This window comes from Hydrogenophaga sp. (genome assembly GCF_035481345.1).
GTDB lineage: Bacteria > Pseudomonadota > Gammaproteobacteria > Burkholderiales > Burkholderiaceae_C > Hydrogenophaga.
Genome location: NZ_DATIGV010000069.1, coordinates 1 through 18,157, shown reverse-complemented (window position 1 = coordinate 18,157; position 18,157 = coordinate 1). Strand labels below are relative to the sequence as shown.

Genomic DNA, 18,157 nt, shown 5'->3' with positions numbered 1-18,157 from the left:
TGCGCCACGTGCTCGCGCTCAAGGCCTTCCGCCAGGGCCAGCGCCGCAGCGAGCCGCACCTGCCCTCCGATCTTGACGTGCCCGCCCACCTGAGCGGCCCCGGACCGACATGAACCCCATGAACTCGCTGCTCAACGACCTGAAGAAGCTGCGCTACGCCGCGCCGCTGCTCGTCATGGCCCTGCTGGGCATGATCATCCTGCCGCTGCCGCCGCTGCTGCTGGACGTGCTCTTCACCTTCAACATCGTGCTCGCGATGATCGTGCTGCTGGTGGCCGTGAACGTGCGCCGCCCGCTCGATTTCTCGCTCTTCCCCACGGTGATCCTGGGCGCCACGCTGCTGCGCCTGATGCTCAACGTGGCCTCCACCCGCGTGGTGCTGCTGCGCGGCCACGAAGGCACCGACGCCGCCGGCTCGGTGATCGAGGCCTTCGGCCACGTCGTCATCGGCGGCAGCTTCGTCGTCGGCATCGTGGTGTTCGTCATCCTGATGATCATCAACTTCCTGGTGGTCACCAAGGGCGCCGAGCGCATCTCCGAGGTGTCGGCCCGCTTCACGCTGGACGCCCTGCCCGGCAAGCAGATGGCGATCGACGCCGACCTCAACGCCGGCCTCATCAACCAGGAAGGCGCGCAGGCGCGCCGCAAGGAAGTGGCCGGCGAGGCCGACTTCTACGGCGCCATGGACGGCGCCTCCAAGTTCGTCAAGGGCGATGCCATCGCCGGCATCCTCATCCTCGTCCTGAACATGATCGGCGGCGTGCTCATCGGCGCCTTCATGCACGACCTGAGCCTGGGCGAGTCCTTCAAGCTCTACGCCCTGCTCACCATCGGCGACGGCCTGGCCGCTCAGATCCCGGCGCTGCTGCTGTCGGCCGCCGCCGCCATCATCGTCACGCGCGTCAGCGACGCGGGCGACATCGAGAAGCAGATGGGCCAGCAGTTGCTGGCCTCGCCCAACGTGCTGTATGGCGTGGCCGGGCTGCTCATCATCCTGGGCCTGGTGCCCGGCATGCCCACGCTGATGTTCCTGGCCTTCGCGGGCGTGCTGGGCTACGTGGCCTGGCGCCTGGGCCAGCGCCAGGCCGTGGCGCCGCCGGCCGCGCCCGATGCGCTGCAGGCCGCGCTGGTGACCGAGGCCGCGCCCGACATCGACTGGAAAAGCCTGCCCGTGGTGGACCCGCTGGCCGTGGCCGTGGGCTACAAGCTCGTGGGCTTGGTGGACCCGGCCCAGGGCGCCGTGCTGACCAAGCGCCTCAAGGGCGTGCGCCAGACGCTCAGCGAATCGCTGGGCATCGTGCTGCCGCCGATCCGCACGCGCGACGAGCTGGGCCTCAAACCCACGCACTACCAGGTGCTGCTGCACGGCAGCGTCGTCGCCTCGGCCGAGATCTTTCCCGATCGGCTCATGGCCATCCCTTCGCCGCAGGTCTATGGCGAGATCGACGGCATCCCCGGCGCCGACCCCTCCTTCCAGATGCCCGTGGTGTGGATCGACGCGGCGCACAAGGCGCATGCCCTGGGCATGGGCTACCAGGTGGTGGACGTGCCCACCGTCATCGCCACGCACGTGACCAAGCTCATCCGCGAGAACCTGCCCGAGCTGTTCCAGCACGAAGACGTGCCCGCCCTGCTGGAGCGCTGCGCCGCGCAGGCCCCCAAGCTGGCCGCCGCGCTGGAGAAGGCCTTCAGCCCCAGCCTGCTGCTCAAGGTGCTGCGCACCCTGCTGCAGGAAGGCGTGTCGCTGAAAGACGTGGTGCCCCTGGCCACCACCCTGCTGGAGAACGCCGAGATCACCAAGGACCCGATCCTGCTGGCCGCCGAGGCGCGCCTGACCCTGCGCCGCCAGATCGTGGCCCAGGCCTGCGGCCAGGTCGGCGAGGTCAAGGCCTTCAGCCTGGGCAGCCAGTTGGAGGACCTGCTGATGCGCGCCCTGAGCCAAGCCACGCAGACCGGCAAGGCCGCGCTGGACAACTTCCCCATCGAACCCAACCTGCTCACCCAACTGCAGTCGCACCTGCCCATGGCGCGAGAGCAGATGAAGCAGATGGCCGCGGCCCCCGTGCTGATGGTGCTGCCGCAGCTCAGGCCCGTGATGGCGCGGTACGCACGCCTCTTCGCGCCCGGCCTGAACGTCCTTTCCTACAACGAAATGCCCGACAGCCGCAGCGTGGTGGTGGTGGGCTCAATTGGTTGACGTTGCAACCGATATACACCTGTTCCAACCCGGAGTCTCTCGAATGTTCAAGAACGTCAACATCGGTCCCCGCCTCACGATCGGCTTCGCGATCGTGCTGGCGCTGCTCATCGCCACCACGGCGCTGGCGTGGCTGGGGCTGCAGTCCGCGCTGCGCGCCACCGAAAGCATCGTCTCGGTGCAACAGCGCCTCAACATGACCCAGGAATGGGCGGCGCAAACCACGCTGAACGTGAACCGCGTCATGGCCCAGGCCATGTCGCGCAACGACCCGCGCGTGGTCGACCACTTCGCGCCGCTGATGGCCCAGTCCGCCAAGGACGTGGCCGCCCTGCAGAAGGAGCTGGAGACCCGCGTCGTCAGCGACCAGGGCAAGGCCCTGCTCGCCAGCATCGGCCAGAAGCGCGACGCCTACCTCGCCGTGCGCAAGCGCTTCTTCGACGCGCTGCAGATGGAAGACTACGGCGGCGCGCAGGACATCCTGAACCAGGAGCTCGCCCCCGCCGCCGAGGCCTACAGCGCCGAGCAGCAGAAGATGATCGCCGGCCAGCGCAACCTGATGGAGCAGACCGCCGCCGAATCCCGCACCGCCGTCACGCGCCAGATCACCCTGCTGATGGCGCTGGCCGCCATCGCCGTCGCCATCGCCGCTTTCGTGGCCTGGGCCATCACGCGCTCCGTCACCGAGCCGCTGAAGGAGGCCCTGAGCGCGACCGACGCCGTGGCCGAAGGCGACCTGACCCGCGAGGTGCGGGTGGACCGCCGGGACGAACTGGGCCGCCTGCTCGGTGGCCTGGCCCGCATGCGCGAGTCGCTGGTGAAGACCGTGGGCCAGGTGCGCTCGGCCACCGACAGCATCAACACCGCTTCGGCCGAAATCGCCACCGGCAACCAGGACCTGTCGGGCCGCACCGAGCAGACCGCCAGCAACCTGCAGGAAACGGCGGCCAGCATGGAGCAGCTCACCAGCACGGTGCGCCAGAGCGCCGACGCGGCGCGCCAGGCGAATCAACTGGCGGCCAGCGCCGCCGAGATCGCCCAACGCGGCGGCGCGGTGGTCTCGCAAGTGGTCAGCACCATGGACGAGATCAACCAGAGCTCGCGCAAGATCAACGACATCATCGGCGTCATCGACGGCATCGCCTTCCAGACCAACATCCTGGCGCTCAACGCCGCGGTGGAAGCGGCGCGCGCCGGTGAACAGGGCCGCGGCTTCGCGGTGGTGGCCGGCGAGGTGCGCAACCTCGCGCAGCGCAGCGCCGAAGCGGCCAAGGAGATCAAGGGCCTCATCAGCGCCAGCGTGGACCGGGTCGAGGCGGGCAGCCAACTCGTGGCCAACGCCGGCGAGACCATGACGCAGATCGTGGGCTCGGTGCAGCGCGTGACCGACATCATGGGCGAGATCTCGGCCGCCGCCGGCGAGCAGAGCGACGGCATCGGCCAGGTGAACACCGCCGTGAGCCACCTGGACCAGATGACCCAGCAGAACGCCGCGCTGGTGGAGCAAAGCACGGCGGCCGCGCAAAGCCTGCGCGAACAGGCCACGCGCCTGGCGGAGGTGGTGCAGGTGTTCCGGCTGCGCGCCTGAGTTCAGCGCTCCCGTAAGCTCTCGTCCGTGTGCCGCAGCAGCGGCGCCAGGAAGTACTCGATCACCCGGCGCTGGCCGGTCTTGACCTCCACCGTCACGGCCATGCCGGGCGACAGGCGCACCTCGGTGCCGTCCACGTCCAGGCTGGTGCGCGCCATGCGCACGCGGCTGGCGTAGATCAGGCCACGCTGCTCGTCGCTGATGGCGTCGTGCGAGACGCTCGTGAGCTCGGCGTCCAGCGTGCCGTACTTGGTGAACTGGAAGGTCTCCACCTTCACCTCGGCCACCTGCCCCTGGCGCAGGAAGCCGATGTCCTTGTTCTCGAAGAAGGCCTCCACCTCCAGCGGCTGGTCGGCCGGCACCACCACCATCAGCGGTTGCGCGGGCGTGACCACGCCGCCCTCGGTGTGCACCGCCAGTTGCTGCACCGTGCCGTCCACCGGCGAGGTGAGTCGCGTCAGCCGGCCACGCGCCTCGGCCTTGATGCGCTCCTGCGCCAGCGCGTCCAGGCGCTGCTGGGCCTGCTCCAGGCTGTCGAGCGCCGTGCGCCGCGTCTCCGCCGTCAGTGCGCGCTGCTGGGCGCGCGCTTCGTCCAGCGAGGAGGCGATTTCCTGCAGGCGGTTGCGCTGCGCGGCCAGGTCGGCCTCCATCTCGATGCGCGCCTGCTCCTGCTCCAGGTAGCCGTGGTTCGACACGAAGGCCTCGCTCACCAGGTTGCGGTAGTCCTGCGCGCGTTTGGTCGCGATGGGCAGGGTCTGCTCCAACTTGCGCACCAGGGCCTGCGTGGTGCGCCACTCGGCCTCGCGCCGTGCGATGTCGGCCGCCACGCGCTCGCGCCGCGTCTGGTACTCGGCGTACTGGCCCTGCAGCAGGCGGGCCGCTTCCTGCCGGCGGGTCGCGTCCACCTCTTTGAGCGGCGGCAGGGCGGGGACGCCAGCACCGTCCAGCGCGGCCAGGAGCGCCTGCCCCCGCGCCAGTTGCAACAGCGCGGCCATGTGCTCGGCCGCCAGCCGGTCGGCGTCCGCCGTGGGCGCCGTCGGGTCCAGTTCGATCAGTACCTCACCCGCGCGCACGAACTGGCCGTCGTGCACGTGGATGGCCTTCACCGTGGCCGCCTCCAGCGGCTGGATGGTCTTGGTGCGGTCGCTGGGCACCACCTTGCCCTGCCCCACCGCCACCACGTCCATGCGGCCGAAGGTGGCCCACAGCAAGGCGAGCAGCAGGAAGGCCACGATGAGCCCCATGGCCACGCGCGGTGCCGGCGACACGGGCGTTTCCTGCAGCGACAGCGCGGCCGGCAGGAACTGCGTCTCGTGCGCGGGGCGCGGCGGGGCGTCCAGCTCGGCCCGATGGGCCCACACGTGGCGCCACACGGCGCGGTGGCGGGCCAGTAGCGCGCGCAAGGCCTGCCATTGAAGGCGAAGTTTCATCGCTCGCTCCATCAGGCTTGTTGCAGGCGCCAGAGCTGCCCGTAGCGGCTGTCCGGCCGCGCCAGCAGCTCCGCGTGCGAGGCCGACTCCACGATGCGCCCGCGCTCCATCACCACGATGCGGTGCGCGTCGCGCACGGCGCTCAGCCGGTGCGCCACGATGATCACCGTGCGCCCCTGGGCGATGCGCTTCATGTTCTGCTGCACGATGCGCTCGCTCTCATAGTCCAGCGCGCTCGTGGCTTCGTCCAGGATGAGGATGCGTGGGTTGGTGATGAGCGCGCGCGCGATGGCCACGCGCTGGCGCTGCCCGCCCGACAGGGTGGAGCCGTGCTCGCCCACCATCGTGTCGTAGCCCTCGGGCAGTTCGGTGATGAACTCGTGCGCGCCGGCCAGCCGGGCCGCGTGCACCACCGCCTCCAGCGGCGCGCCCGGGTCGGCCAGGGCGATGTTGTCGCGGATGCTGCGCGCGAACAGCACGTTCTCCTGCAATACCACGCCCACCTGGCGGCGCAGCGAGCTCGCGTCGGCGGTGGCGAGGTCGATGCCATCCACCAGCACACGGCCGCGCTCGGGCGTGTACAGGCGCTGCACCAGCTTGGTCAGCGTGCTCTTGCCCGAGCCCGAGCGTCCCACCACGCCGATGACCGTGCCCGGCGTTATGTCCAGCGACAACTCGCGCAGCACCTCCGGCCCGTCGGGCTGGTAGCGAAAGCACGCGCCCTCGAACGTGACGCGCCCCACCAGCGGCGGCATGGCCGCCTTCTGACCCGCCACCTCGGTGCGCGCGTTCAGGATGTCACCCAGCCGCTGCACGGAAATGCCCGTCTGCTGGAAATCCGTCCACAGGTTGGCCAGGCGCATCACCGGCTGCGCCACCTGGCCCGCCAGCATGTTGAAGGCGATCAACTGGCCCACGGACAGATCGCCCTCGATGACGAAGCGCGCGCCGAAGTACAGCGTGAGCACCGTCACCGCCTTGGAAATCAGCGTGACCGCGCTGTTGGCCAGCGTACCGATGGTGGCCGTGCGAAAACTCGCCGACACGTAGCCCGCAAGCTGGTTGTCCCAGCGGCGCGTCCACTGAGGCTCCACCGCCATGGCCTTCACCGTGTCGATGCCGCTGATGGTTTCCACCAGGAAGGCCTGGTTTTCCGCACCACGGTTGAACTTCTCGTGCAAGCGCGCGCGCAGGATCGGCGTGCACACCGCCGTCACCAGCACGTAACACGGCAGCGAGGCCAGCACGATCAGCGTGAGCCAGCCGCTGTAGTAGGCCATCACGGCCAGGAAGACGATGGAGAACAGCAGGTCGAGCACCACCGTGAGCGCGTTGCCCGTGAGGAAGGCGCGGATGTTCTCCAGCTCGCGCACCCGCGCCACCGAATCGCCCACGCGCCGGGCCTGGAAGTACTGCAGCGGCAGCCCCAGCAGGTGGCGGAACAGGCGCGCGCCCAGCTCCACGTCGATGCGGCTGGTGGTGTGCGCGAACACGTAGCTGCGCAGTGCGCCCAGCAGCACCTCGAACACCACCACCACCGCGAAGGCGATGGCGATCACGTCCAGCGTGGTGTAGCCGCGGTGCACCAGCACCTTGTCCATCACCACCTGGAAGAACAGCGGCGTGATCAGCGCGAAGAGCTGCAGCGCGAAGCTCACGCCCAGCACCTCCAGCAGCAGGCGGCGGTACTTCACCACGGCGGGGATGAACCAGGTGAAGTCGAATTTCGCCATCTCGCCCGCCACGGAGGCGCGCGAGGTGAAGAGGATCAGCTCGCCGGACCATTGGGCCTGCAGGGCGTCGAGGCAGAGGGACTCCGGGCGGCCGGCGGCGGGCGACTGGATCAGGGCGCGGCCCTCGTCCACTCGGGCGAGGAGGAAGAAGCCGGGGTCGGCGGCGGGGCCCTCCCCCGGCTCGCTGCCCCGCGCCCCGCCCTGTGCACTGCCCGCCTGCGATGCACCGATCCCGATCGCCGGCAAGGGCGTCTTCGCCAGCCGAGCCGGGTCCACGCGCACGCGCTTGGCCACCAGCCCCAGATTCTTCGCTGCCAGCAACAGCCCCTGCATGTCCAGCGCACGGCCGCCGTGCGTGAACTCGTGCGCGATCTGGTCCGGGTCCGCCGCCACGCCGTGCAGGCGCGCGATCATCACCAGGCAGGCAATGCCGCTGTCCTGCGCGGCGGGGCGGCGTGAGGGCTGTTGCGGCAGGGGCGCCTCGTCGGCGCGCGCAGGCCCCGAGGCGTCCGGCGCCTCCAGCGTCGGGTCCGACATGTTCTTCTCCTCCCTGCGGGGGTCTTGTTGTCAGTTCCAGGCGGCGGCGATCACCGGGGCCAAGGCGGTCTGCTGCTCGGGGGTGAGCGTGGTCTGGCCGGGTGCTGGGGGCGCGAAGGCGGCCATGGCATTGACCAGGGCGTCAACCTGATTGAACAGCAGCGCCTGGCCGTCGCTCAGGCGCATCTCCTCGATGAGGTAGCTGGAACTGGCGTACCAGTCCTTGATCTGCACCTGACCGCCATCGCCGAGCACTTGCACCAGCAAATCATTGCCCGAGCGGGAGAACCACAGTTCCTCTTCGCTGATGCCTTCACCGAACGTGAGCCGATCCGCGTAGCTGGGGTTCGTCGGGCTGTGCGATCCGGTGTCGCTGATAAGGTCGGCTCCGTCGCCCCGATTGAAGCGGTAGTAGTCGGCATAGTTGGTGCCGGTGATGGTGTCGTTGCCCGTGCCGCCTTCCCACGTCATGTGGTACAGGCTGGAGTTGCTGCTCCTGAGCACGTCGTTGCCCGCGCCACCTCGAAGCGTGGTGTAGAGCCCTCCGGCGATCAGCGTGTCGTCTCCCACGCCGCCATCTAGCGTGTCGCCCTCGCCCGCCGAGGTCAGCGTGTCGTTGCCCTCGCCGCCTGAGATCGCTTCACTGTAGGAAGCGACGCCGGTGATCGTGTCGTCGCCGCTGGTGCTGGCGTTGGTGGTGTTCAAGGCCAGTTGGGCGAGTTGCTCATGGCTCCAGGTGCTGCCGTCGGCAAAGACCAGCTTTTCGATGCGGTAGGTGCCCGACGTGCCACTGAACCAGTTCTGGATGGTGATCTGGTCACCTTGCACACCGGCCACCGTGAGCACCAGGTCATTGCCCACGCGCCGCGCCCCCAGGTCGCTGGCACCGATGCCTTCGCCGAAGCGCAGTTCGTCCGCGTAGCTGGCGTTGGTCGGCAGGTGCGAGCCGCTGTCGCTGATGAGGTCGGCCCCGTCGCCCCGGTTGAAGCGGTAGTAATCGGCGTACTGCGTGCCGGTGATGGTGTCGTTGCCCGTACCCCCCTCCCACGTCATGTGGTACAGGCTGGAGCTGCTGCTTCTGAGCACGTCGTTGCCGGCACCGCCCCGAGCGGTGGTGTAGAGCCCCCCGGCAATCAGCGTGTCGTTGCCCGCCCCGCCATCGAGTACGTCGCCACTGCCCGCCGAGGTCAGCGTGTCGTTGCCCTCGCCACCTGAGACCACTTCGCTGTAGGAGGCCGTGCCGGTGATGGTGTCGTCTCCGCTGGTGCTGGCGTTGGTGGTGTTCAAGGCCAGTTGGGCCAGTTGCTCATGGCTCCAGGTGCTGCCATCGGCAAAGACCAGCTTTTCGATGCGGTAGGTGCCCGTTGTGTCGTAGAACCAGTTCTGGATGGTGATCTGGTCGCCTGCCGCCCCTGCCACCGTGAGCACCAGGTCATTGCCCACGCGCCGCGCCCCCAGGTCGCTGGCGCTGATGCCTTCGCCGAAGCGCAGTTCGTCCGCGTAGCTGGGGTTGCTCGGCAGGTGCGAGCCGCTGTCGCTGATGAGGTCGGCCCCGTCGCCCCGGTTGAAGCGGTAGTAATCGGCGTACTGCGTGCCGGTGATGGTGTCGTTGCCCGTACCCCCCTCCCACGTCATGTGGTACAGGCTGGAGTTGCTGCTTCTGAGCACGTCGTTGCCGACACCGCCCCGAGCGGTGGTGTAGAGCCCCCCGGCAATCAGCGTGTCGTTGCCCGCCCCGCCATCGAGCACATCGTCACTGCCCGCCGAGGTCAGCATGTCATTGCCCTCACCGCCTGAGATCACTTCGCTGTAGGAGGCCGTGCCGGTGATCGTGTCGTCTCCGCTGGTGCTGGCGTTGGTGGTGTTCAAGGCCAGTTGGGCCAGTTGTTCATGGGTCCAGATGCTCCCATCGGCGAAAACGATCTGTTCAATTCGCGAGTTGCCCGAAGCGTTGTCGAACATGTTCTGAATCGTGATCTGGTCTCCTGCCACGCCCGCCACCGTGAGCACCAGATCATTTCCAACCCGTCGCGCCCCCAGGTCACTCGCATCGATCCCTTCACCAAACACCAGTCGGTCCATGTAGCTGGCATTGGTCATGCTGTGCTGACCGCTGTCAATGATGAAGTCAGCGCCGTCGCCCCGGTTGAAGCGGTAGTAGTCGGCGTACTGCGTGCCGGTGATGGTGTCGTTGCCCGTACCCCCCTCCCACGTCATGTGGTACAGGTTGGCGCTGCTGCTTCTGAGCACGTCGTTGCCGGCACCGCCCCGAGCGGTGGTGTAGAGCCCCCCGGCAATCAGCGTGTCGTTGCCCGCCCCGCCATCGAGCACGTCCCCTTGGCCCATAGAAGTCAAGGTGTCGTTTCCTTCGCCTCCGTACAGGTATTCGACCCCATTGGCATTGCCTGTGATGCTGTTGTCCAGCGCATTGCCGATGACACTGAAGCCAGCCTGCGCCGTTGATACGACCAGGGTGGCCTCTTCCGCGCCCATTCGGACAATCTTCTCGGTAACCAGCAACGCGAACAGCTCCGGCGTCATTTCTACGGAGTACAGAACCGGCGCCAAGGCAGCCCCGAACGACCACCCCATGCCATCGAGCGTGTCACGGAAGTAGTGGCGAAGGTCCACGAGATCCGTGATGGCCTTGCTCGCGTTTGTCTGGGCTGTTTGCAGGGCCAGGACGCCTATTCCCGCCGCATCGAGGTGCACGCCGCTCTCATCCACGGTCAACTCCACGGCATCCAGGTACGGCTTCAAGCGCGTCTGCACGACCAGAGCTTCGTACACACTCTCCCTGAGCGCTTCATAAGCCTGCTGCAGAAACACCACCTGCCGCGCATCCGGGGTGACGCTGTACACCGTCACCCCATTGATTGCGCCGCCCCATTGCCCCACCGGCATCGCACTGCCCACCGGCGCATAGAACCGGCTGCCATTAAAAGCCTCCAGCACCCCAATGAGGTTGCGGTACTGCTCGGCCGTCATGCCCGAGGGCGGCGTCAGCGTCACCGAGCCACCCAGGTACCCCTCCAGGCTGCTCCAGTAGCTCGACGTCTGCGCCCACTCGGTGATCAGGTTGTCGATGAGCGCTAGCTGCGCGTCTCGCGTCGTGGCCGCCGAGAACGCCGCCACCGCCGCCTCCAGCTCATCGGCCTGCGTACCCGCCAGGCTCATCGCCGCCCTCAGGTTCCTCACCATCCCCGAGCCGTTCATCTGCGGCAGCGCCTGCGCCGCTTCGCTGATCACCACCGGGTTGCCCTCCTCGTCCACCACCTCCGGCGGAATCTCCGAGAAGAACCCATTGGCCTCCAGGTCGATCGCACCCACCGTGCGGGTGACGCCGTTGCGCGTGAACGTGGCGCTCAGCGCCACGCGGTTGTTGTTGATCGTCTGCCCGGCCTGCGGGCCGCTGCTGCTGCCGTCGAGCCCGATGCGCGTGATGCCCAGCGCATCGAGCGCGCTGAGTTCACCGGCCTGGCTGATGCCGTCCTGGTTCACATCGCGCCAGACCTGCAGCTGGCCCCAGGCGGCGTCGGCGCTGGTGATCTGGCCGTCGCCGTTGGAGTCCAGGTCGGCCAGGGCGTCGAAGCCCTGGGTGGCGAGCTGGCCGTTGCTCTTCTCGGTGTCCACGCCGAAGAGCTCGCGGCCAGAGTCGATGCTGCCGTTGCCGTTGAGATCGCGAACGAGAAAGCCATCGTCGGGGCGCGCCCAGCCGGTGCCGGTCTTGATGCCGTCGGCGTTGTGGTCGAAGAGGACGTTCGACGATGCCGCTGTCAGCTCGAGGCCGTCGCCGTCCAAGTCGAGGACCAAAGGGTCGCGGACGGGAATGACGGAGCGGGCGGCGGCAAACAGATCATTCACCGAGCGAGCAACGTCACCAGCAAAGGTAGGCTCCTGCGCGGCTCGCTCCAGTGCGGCCATTAACTCATTGCCTGCCCAGACAAAACTTTCGCGGTTTTGCCAGACCAGTTGAATCGCAGTTGCAACCACCGTCAGCGGAACAGCCCAAGGAAATAACCGCACAGCCCATCCTGCCCCTTTAAGCAGGGTGTCGGTAGACGCAGCCAGCCCTCCCATAGCCGACAAGACGCCCAAACCAGAAGTGATAGCGGTCTCCCTATCGGAGTTGCTTAGCGCCATGGTCAACTGTGTAACGTTTGCCCCCAAAGCGACCAAATTTGTGGCAAAGCCAGCCTTGCCTAATTCTTGAGCAAGGGGTGGAAATCTGTCTAGAAGCAGTTGTGATGAAGCCGCCAACGCGCCAAGCGCGGATGCGGTCTGTGCCCACACCTCTGGTGCCTGCGTCCAATCAAACTGAGCCTCATGTTCGGATAGACGATCCAAGAATACTTTTGCATCATTGAATGCCGCCCCAAACGACGCGACAAATTCTCCAACCTCACCTAGCGATGAACCACTCATATCATCCCCTTAACAAGTACAAGAACCATTGACAAAAGCATCCAACCAAACGCAAACGCCGCAACAAGCAATCCAGTAAGTTGAGCAGAGAATGCGAACTTTGCGGGCAAGCCCATTGAGTCAAACTGCTCTCTGCTCAAATCAGACCAAGGCGCAGCCCCAATTGATCTTTGCACATATTTCGTCATCCCTTGCGAAAGCAGTCGAGCGGTCAATGTGACTGCAACCGCGCAAACACACACAACGACTGCGATAGACATTTGTACGCCAGCCGTACTTCCCATCAAGACTGAAAAGAGTAGTGCGCCCAACACGCCCAGCAGAAGAAACGCTCGAAACAAGGTCACTGAACGACCATTCATCCAATACAGCATCACGCCTCTCCTTTAGATTTAATGTGAGTTGAATTTCGATGTCGAGTACCACGTGCCGCGCATTTTGTATGTCGCTGCGGCAGACGCCAGCATCGCCGCCCTCAGGCTCCTCACCATCCCCGAGCCGTTCATCTGCGGCAGCGCCTGCGCCGCTTCGCTGATCACCACCGGGTTGCCCTGCTCGTCCACCACCTCGGGCGGGATCTCCGAGAAGAAGCCATTGGCCTCCAGATCGATCGCACCCACCGTGCGATCGACTCCGCCTCGCGTGAACGTGGTGCTCAGCGCCACGCGGTTGTTGTTGATGGTCTGCCCGGCCTGCGGGCCGGTGCTGGAGCCGTTGAGCCCGATGCGCGTGATGCCCAGCGCATCGAGCCCACTGAGTTCACCGGCCTGGCTGATGCCGTCCTGGTTCGCATCGCGCCAGACCTGCAGCTGGCCCCAGGCGGCGTCGGCGCTGGTGATCTGGCCGTCGCCGTTGGCGTCCAGGTCGGCCAGGGCATCGAAGCCCTGGGTGGCGAGCTGGCCGTTGCTCTTCTCGGTGTCCACGCCGAAGAGCTCGCGCCCGGAGTCGATGCTGCCGCTGCCGTTGAGGTCGCGAACGAGGAAGCCGTCGTCGGGGCGCGCCCAGCCGGTGCCGGTCTTGATGCCGTCGGCGTTGTGGTCGAAGAGGACGTTGGCCGAAGCGGCTGACAACTCAAGGCCGTCGCCGTCGAGGTCCAGGACCAGGGGGTCGCGGATGGGGATGACGGAGCGGGCGGCGTTGAAAGAATCATTGACCAGTTCGGAGATGCTTGCCCAAGTTCTTTGCAAACTGAATTCATCGCCTTGTTGAATTTCATAGAACTCGGCTGCTCCGTTGCTCCACATCCACTCCCAAACCTTTCCCGCAGCGAAGCCGGCAACAATAGCAGCACCGCCAAGAAGCCAAAAGGGCGCAGCCGGCAAAGCAAAGGCCGTTGTCACAGCCCCAATGGCTGCCACCGTCAATGCTCCAAATGCCATTCCGGCCAGCACGCCAACGGCTTTTTGCGCTACGACATACGCGTCGCCCGTAGCTGCCGCAGCGCCAAGCTGTGCAATATTGATAGCAGGACCAAGAACACTGGCGACCGTCGCGACCTTCGAAGCCAATGCGCGATCAACACCAGAATCTCTCAGAATCTGTCCAGCATCGTTTGCCGCTACTTTTGCAACATTCTCATATGCGATGCGACTCGCAAGTGCATCTCGAAAGAGGGCGGAGTCAGGCTGATCTGCATAGCTGAGCGCCCTGACGCCTGCTTCAGCCGCCAATTTCATTGCCTGCTGCGAATCATACATTCGAGCCGCAGCTGCACTTAATGCCGCCTTCTCTGCCGCCGCTATGCCACCTACACCAAACGTCGAGTCGATCAACTGATCCACCTCAGCTGCAACCGCTTCGGCAGCCACACCGAGCGCATCCCACCAGTCGGGCTCAAAGTCACTGTAGTTGATTTGATTTTCAGACATTCTTATTCCCTTTTCCAACTATTGATTTAAAAAAAAGCTTGACCAACAAATGAAGGTAAGCGGCCAACCCGGAAGCTGTCAATGAAAATGCGCACCCCAACGCCAATTGCGCCAAGCGATCGGTATTCACACAAACTCGACAAGGCTCACTATCCACAATTGCGAAGAAGTACGGCAATGCAAAGAATGCGAACACCACCACTGTGAACTGAACAAGCACAAGCACCCTCTTCCATTGCGAAACAGCGGGCACCGCCCTCATCTCTTCAGGCACATACTTCACCAGCGCGCGGGAGGAAATCAGCCAATAGAACTGAACTGGAATCATCACCCAGACAAACACGGCGAATAGCTTAGTATTGCCAGGCCATGGCGAAAGCTCGCCCCAACGTGAGATGGAGGGTATGAAGGATGCCAAGCGGTCGACGACTATTCCCAGATCCGCCCAGCCCGTCTGACCAGGATCAGGCAGCACGTACAAAATGACCGCGCCCACTACCACTATCCACCACGGCCGAATTGCCGAAAGGCTCGAATCCGAAGCAGCTTGATTGGGGTTTTTGATTGGAGGTATGTACATACAAATTACCGTACAAAAGCTTGCTGAAAATACGTTCTCACCATCCCCGAGCCGTTCATCTTCGGCAGCGCCTGCGCCGCCTCGCTGATCACCACCGGGTTGCCCTCCTCGTCCACCACCTCCGGCGGGATCTCCGAGAAGAAGCAATTGGCCTGCAGATCAATCGCACCCACCGTGCGGTTGACCCCATTGCGCGTGAACGGGGCGCTCAGCGCCACGCCGTTGTTGTTGAGGGTCTGCCCGGCCCGCGGGCCGGTGCTGGCGGCGCCGAGCTCGCTGCCCAGGGCCGCCCAGCCTGGGTCCACACCTGCCCAAGCGCTGGCGCCGTGCCATTCGTCCATGAGTTCCTCCCCTTGTGGGTCACCGGTCGAAGGCTTCGCAGAGCCTTTCTGGGCGTGACCATCCAGCAACACAATACCTGTATCCGGTATATCACCCGTTCAATGAACTTCGCGTGACGTGATTTCGGACCTTGGGCACCAAGGATGCGGAACTTACAGCCTCCGTCAAAAAGGAACTCCCCCGGTGTTCCACCCCCAGGCGGTGTGGTAGGCCCCTTCCGGCCGAGCGCAGGGCCGGTGAAAACCCGCGAAACGGCGGTACCCGCCGGGGTTTAATACGGTCCCCTGTCAACCCTGACAGGGATTGACAAAAAAAGTCTTTTCCCGCGTTTCGCGGGTCGCTCAAACGCCGGCCAACGCGGCGTTTCTTTCTAGCCCGCGGCCGTTTCCACCGGCCCCATGCCCACCGGCCAGATCCGCATCAGCGCGGTGGTGAATTCCGCGCCCAGTTGCAGCAGCGCCGACGACACCGGCCCCGGCCGATAACCCATGCCACCCGCCGGCACGGCCGTCAGCGGCGAGCCCAGTTGCACCACCGCCGGTGCCGCACCCGCGCGGGCCATGGCGGCCACGATGTCGGGCAGCACCACGCGCAGCAGCTCCAGGTGTTCGGGCTGGCGCGGCAGCACGGCCATGGCCAGGCGCGATTGGCGCCAGCACAGTTGCAGCAGCAACTGCCCGCCGCCGGGCAGGCTCAGTTCCAACTCCAGGCCGGCTTCGGTCTGCGGCGCGGGCGTGGCGGGCGCTTCGTCACGCCCCCACTGGCGGCGCGCGGCCACCCGCAGCGCCACCGCCAGGCTGCCCAGTGAATACAGGTGAAAGACCCAGTGCGGCAGTGCCTCGGGCACGGCGCGCACGGTCGCGCCTTCGGTGCCGGACGCGGCCATCGGCAAACGAGCCGGGCCTTCCATCAGGGCCAGGCTGCGCAGGCCCAGCTCCATGTGGCGCGAGGACAGGATGGCGCGCCACGCGGCCGCGAGTTCGGCCGCCGAGGGCAGGCGCCACTGGTGCAGGCGCTGCGCGGCCTGGTCGGGGCGCATGGCGGCCACGTCGTCGGCTTGCGCGGCGGCGTCCGCGCGCGCGGGCGTCGGCGGGCGCAGCACCCATTCCAGTTCCAGCGCGGGCTCGGTGGCGCGCACCTGCATCCACAGCATGTCGCCCACGCGCAGGTGGCGCGACCAGGCCGCGTCGGCCAGGCGCCAGCGGCGGCCCTGCTCTTCGCTGAGCAGCACGCCGTCGCCGTCGTGGCCGTCGAAACGCATGCGCAGGCGCTGGCCGACCTCGGGTGGCGCCGGGCGCACGGGCGCATCGGGCATGCGGGCACCCAGCGCGCTGAGGGCGGGTGCGGCGTGGACGCGCTCGAGTTGCATGGGTCAGGCCGGAGAAGCATGCAGCGGTGGGCCGCCGCTGCGCGAATTCGATGAAAAAAGGCCAGCCGGATCGCGGCTGGCCTTGCTGCTGGCGGGCCGCGGTGGCGGCCCGGGGTGCGATTACTGCACCAGCGACATGACCAGCTGCGACATGCTGCTGCTGGAGCGCAGCATCGAGGTGCTGGCCTGCATGAGCATCTGGTTCTTGGTCATGTTGGCGGTTTCGCTGGCGTAGTCCACGTCCATGATGCGGCCCTTGGACTGCTCGGTCTGCATGCGCATGTTGCCCAGGTTGTTGTAGACGCTTTCCAGGCGGTTGCTGGCGGCACCCATCTGGGCGCGCACGGCGCCGATGGTGTCGAGCGAATCGCCGATGGTGTCGATGATGGTGTTGGCGGCGGCCGAGGTGGCGATCTCGGTGCCCGGGGCGGCCGGGTCGGCGCCAGCGGCGTAGGAAGCGGCCAGGCCGTCCAGGGCCGTGGTCAGGTCGCCCAGCGCGGTGGAGATGTCGACTTCCATCGTTTCGGCCGTGGAGGCGCCGATCTGGAAGGTCACGGCGGCGGACAGCTTGCCGCCCGTGCCGTCGGTGGTGGTGCCGTCGGAGAAGGAGCGCTCACCGGCGAAGGCCGTGTTCTTGATGATGTTGCCGAGTTCTTCGCCGAGCTGGTCGTATTCGGCTTGCAGGGCGTCGCGGTCTTCCTGGGTGGAGCTGCCGTTGGCGGCTTCCGTGGCCAGGTCCTTCATGCGCGTCAGGATGTTGCTCATCTCTTTCAGGCCGCCTTCGGCGGTCTGCATCATCGAGATGCCGTTCTGCGTGTTGCGCATGGCGACCGTGATGCCGCGCGATTGCGCGTTCATGCGGGTGGCGATCTGCAGGCCGGCGGCGTCGTCCATGGCCGAGTTGATGCGGAAGCCCGTGCCCAGACGGGTCAGCGAACTGCTCAGGTTCTTCTGGACGCCACCGAGGGCGTTCTGGGTGCTCAGCGAAGCGGCGTTGGTGTGCAGACTCAGCATGGTGGATCTCTCCTGTGGGCTGTTGGTCGGGTCCGTCGGACATCGACGTCCTCCCCCTTACTGGGCGACCGCTTCGCGGAGTTCCTTAAGCGCGAATCGAAAAAAGATTCGCGTCGAGCGGGATCAGCCCAGCAACGAACGCACGCGCTCGCGGCTGATGCCGGCGATGGTGGGGGCCACCGCTTCGTAGCGCGCGAAACCGGCTTCGCCCAGGCGCGCGGCGAAGCCCTCGGCCAGGGCGCGCGCGCGCTCGGGCGAGGTCTTGGTGGCACCGGCGGCCTGGCCCAGGGCCTGGTGCTGTTCCATCAGCGCCACTTGCGCGCGCTGCTGCGCGCCCTGCACCACCGCGATGCCCACGCTCACGCGGCCCAGGGCCTCGCGCAGCGAAGCGGGCTCGTGCCCCGGCGCCTCGAACATGGCCTCGCCCAAGGCCGCGGGCAGCGCGGGCGTGCGCACGGGCTGGGCCTGGCCGTCGGGGAAGCGGCGGCCCTCGCCCTTGATGAGGATGCGGTCGTGAAAGCGCGGCCACTCGGCTTCGGGCGCGCTGAACACCGGCTCGCCGCTCTCGTCGGCGCGCACGCGCAGGCCCACGGGCGCCAGGGCCTGGTCGAGCCGGCGCAGGTTCGCCTGGGTGCCGAGTTCGGGGTCGAGCGTGGCGGTGAGCGGCGCGGGCGCGTTGCCGGTGACGACGGTGAGCACCTCGCGCGTGCCGCTGGTGAGCGTGGCCTGAGAGAGGCCGCGGATGCGGAAGTCCTGCCGCGCCTGGCCGGGTTCGCCGATGCGCAGTTGCGCGTCCAGCGCGCCGGCGGTGGCGCGGGCGCGCTGCGCCCAGGTGGCCTTGAGGCCGGCGCGCAGGGCGTCGGCGCCCGCCGCGCTGGCCATGGGTTGTTCCGGATCGGCGCTGAGCTGGGCGGTGTAGTGCTGGCGCAGCGCCTGCAGGCCTTGTTGCAGGCGGTCGAGGAACACACCCGAGAGCTGCGCGCCGGCCACGCCGCTCTGGCGCGAGAGGTCGAAGTCCTTGAGGCCGCGCGTGAGCGCGGGGCGGGCGATGGGCGCCGCCTGCGAGGCCTGAGC

General features: G+C 66.8%; 12 protein-coding genes. 2 read left to right on the top strand and 10 right to left on the bottom strand.

Annotated elements, in window-relative coordinates; all coding sequences use genetic code 11:
* The first annotated feature begins 109 nt into the window (after positions 1-109).
* Both VLG41_RS07190 and VLG41_RS07185 read left to right on the top strand, forming a co-directional pair.
* On the top strand, positions 110-2,197 hold the full coding sequence (locus VLG41_RS07190; protein ID WP_325348711.1) for a flagellar biosynthesis protein FlhA: 2,088 nt from the start codon (positions 110-112) through the stop codon (positions 2,195-2,197).
* Between the two features lie 43 nt (positions 2,198-2,240).
* A complete protein-coding gene (locus VLG41_RS07185; protein ID WP_325348710.1) occupies positions 2,241-3,785 on the top strand; it encodes a methyl-accepting chemotaxis protein in 1,545 nt (514 codons plus the stop codon).
* 2 nt (positions 3,786-3,787) lie between these two features.
* Here VLG41_RS07185 and VLG41_RS07180 read toward each other — a convergent pair whose 3' ends face one another.
* From VLG41_RS07180 to VLG41_RS07135, 10 genes are all read right to left on the bottom strand, one after another.
* Positions 3,788-5,215, bottom strand: coding sequence for an HlyD family type I secretion periplasmic adaptor subunit (locus VLG41_RS07180; RefSeq protein WP_325348709.1), 1,428 nt, complete (start codon positions 5,213-5,215; stop codon positions 3,788-3,790).
* 11 nt (positions 5,216-5,226) lie between these two features.
* The gene (locus tag VLG41_RS07175; protein WP_325348708.1) at positions 5,227-7,485 is read right to left on the bottom strand and encodes a type I secretion system permease/ATPase; all 2,259 of its coding nucleotides are present in this window, start codon (positions 7,483-7,485) and stop codon (positions 5,227-5,229) included.
* Positions 7,486-7,515: 30 nt separating this feature from the next.
* Complete coding sequence (locus tag VLG41_RS07170; protein ID WP_325348707.1) at positions 7,516-11,409, bottom strand: calcium-binding protein; 3,894 nt, start codon at positions 11,407-11,409, stop codon at positions 7,516-7,518.
* Between the two features lie 497 nt (positions 11,410-11,906).
* A complete protein-coding gene (locus VLG41_RS07165) occupies positions 11,907-12,284 on the bottom strand; it encodes a hypothetical protein (protein WP_325348706.1) in 378 nt (125 codons plus the stop codon).
* 18 nt (positions 12,285-12,302) lie between these two features.
* Positions 12,303-13,778, bottom strand: a complete 1,476-nt coding sequence (locus VLG41_RS07160; protein WP_325348705.1) for a hypothetical protein — start codon at positions 13,776-13,778, stop codon at positions 12,303-12,305.
* Positions 13,771-14,274 carry a hypothetical protein gene (locus VLG41_RS07155; RefSeq protein ID WP_325348704.1) on the bottom strand — a complete coding sequence of 168 codons (504 nt, stop codon included), beginning with the start codon at positions 14,272-14,274 and terminating at the stop codon, positions 13,771-13,773. Before VLG41_RS07155 ends, VLG41_RS07160 begins: the two co-directional genes overlap by 8 nt.
* Before the next feature lie 89 nt (positions 14,275-14,363).
* The gene (locus VLG41_RS07150) at positions 14,364-14,699 is read right to left on the bottom strand and encodes a hypothetical protein (RefSeq protein WP_325348703.1); all 336 of its coding nucleotides are present in this window, start codon (positions 14,697-14,699) and stop codon (positions 14,364-14,366) included.
* A gap of 371 nt (positions 14,700-15,070) precedes the next feature.
* Positions 15,071-16,069: a hypothetical protein gene (locus VLG41_RS07145; protein WP_325348702.1), complete on the bottom strand. Its 999-nt coding sequence runs from the start codon at positions 16,067-16,069 to the stop codon at positions 15,071-15,073.
* Positions 16,070-16,189: 120 nt separating this feature from the next.
* Positions 16,190-17,083, bottom strand: a complete 894-nt coding sequence (locus VLG41_RS07140; RefSeq protein WP_325348701.1) for a flagellin — start codon at positions 17,081-17,083, stop codon at positions 16,190-16,192.
* A 123-nt stretch (positions 17,084-17,206) separates the two neighbouring features.
* A partial coding sequence (locus VLG41_RS07135; RefSeq protein WP_325348700.1) for a hypothetical protein occupies positions 17,207-18,157 on the bottom strand: 951 nt, incomplete at its 5' end.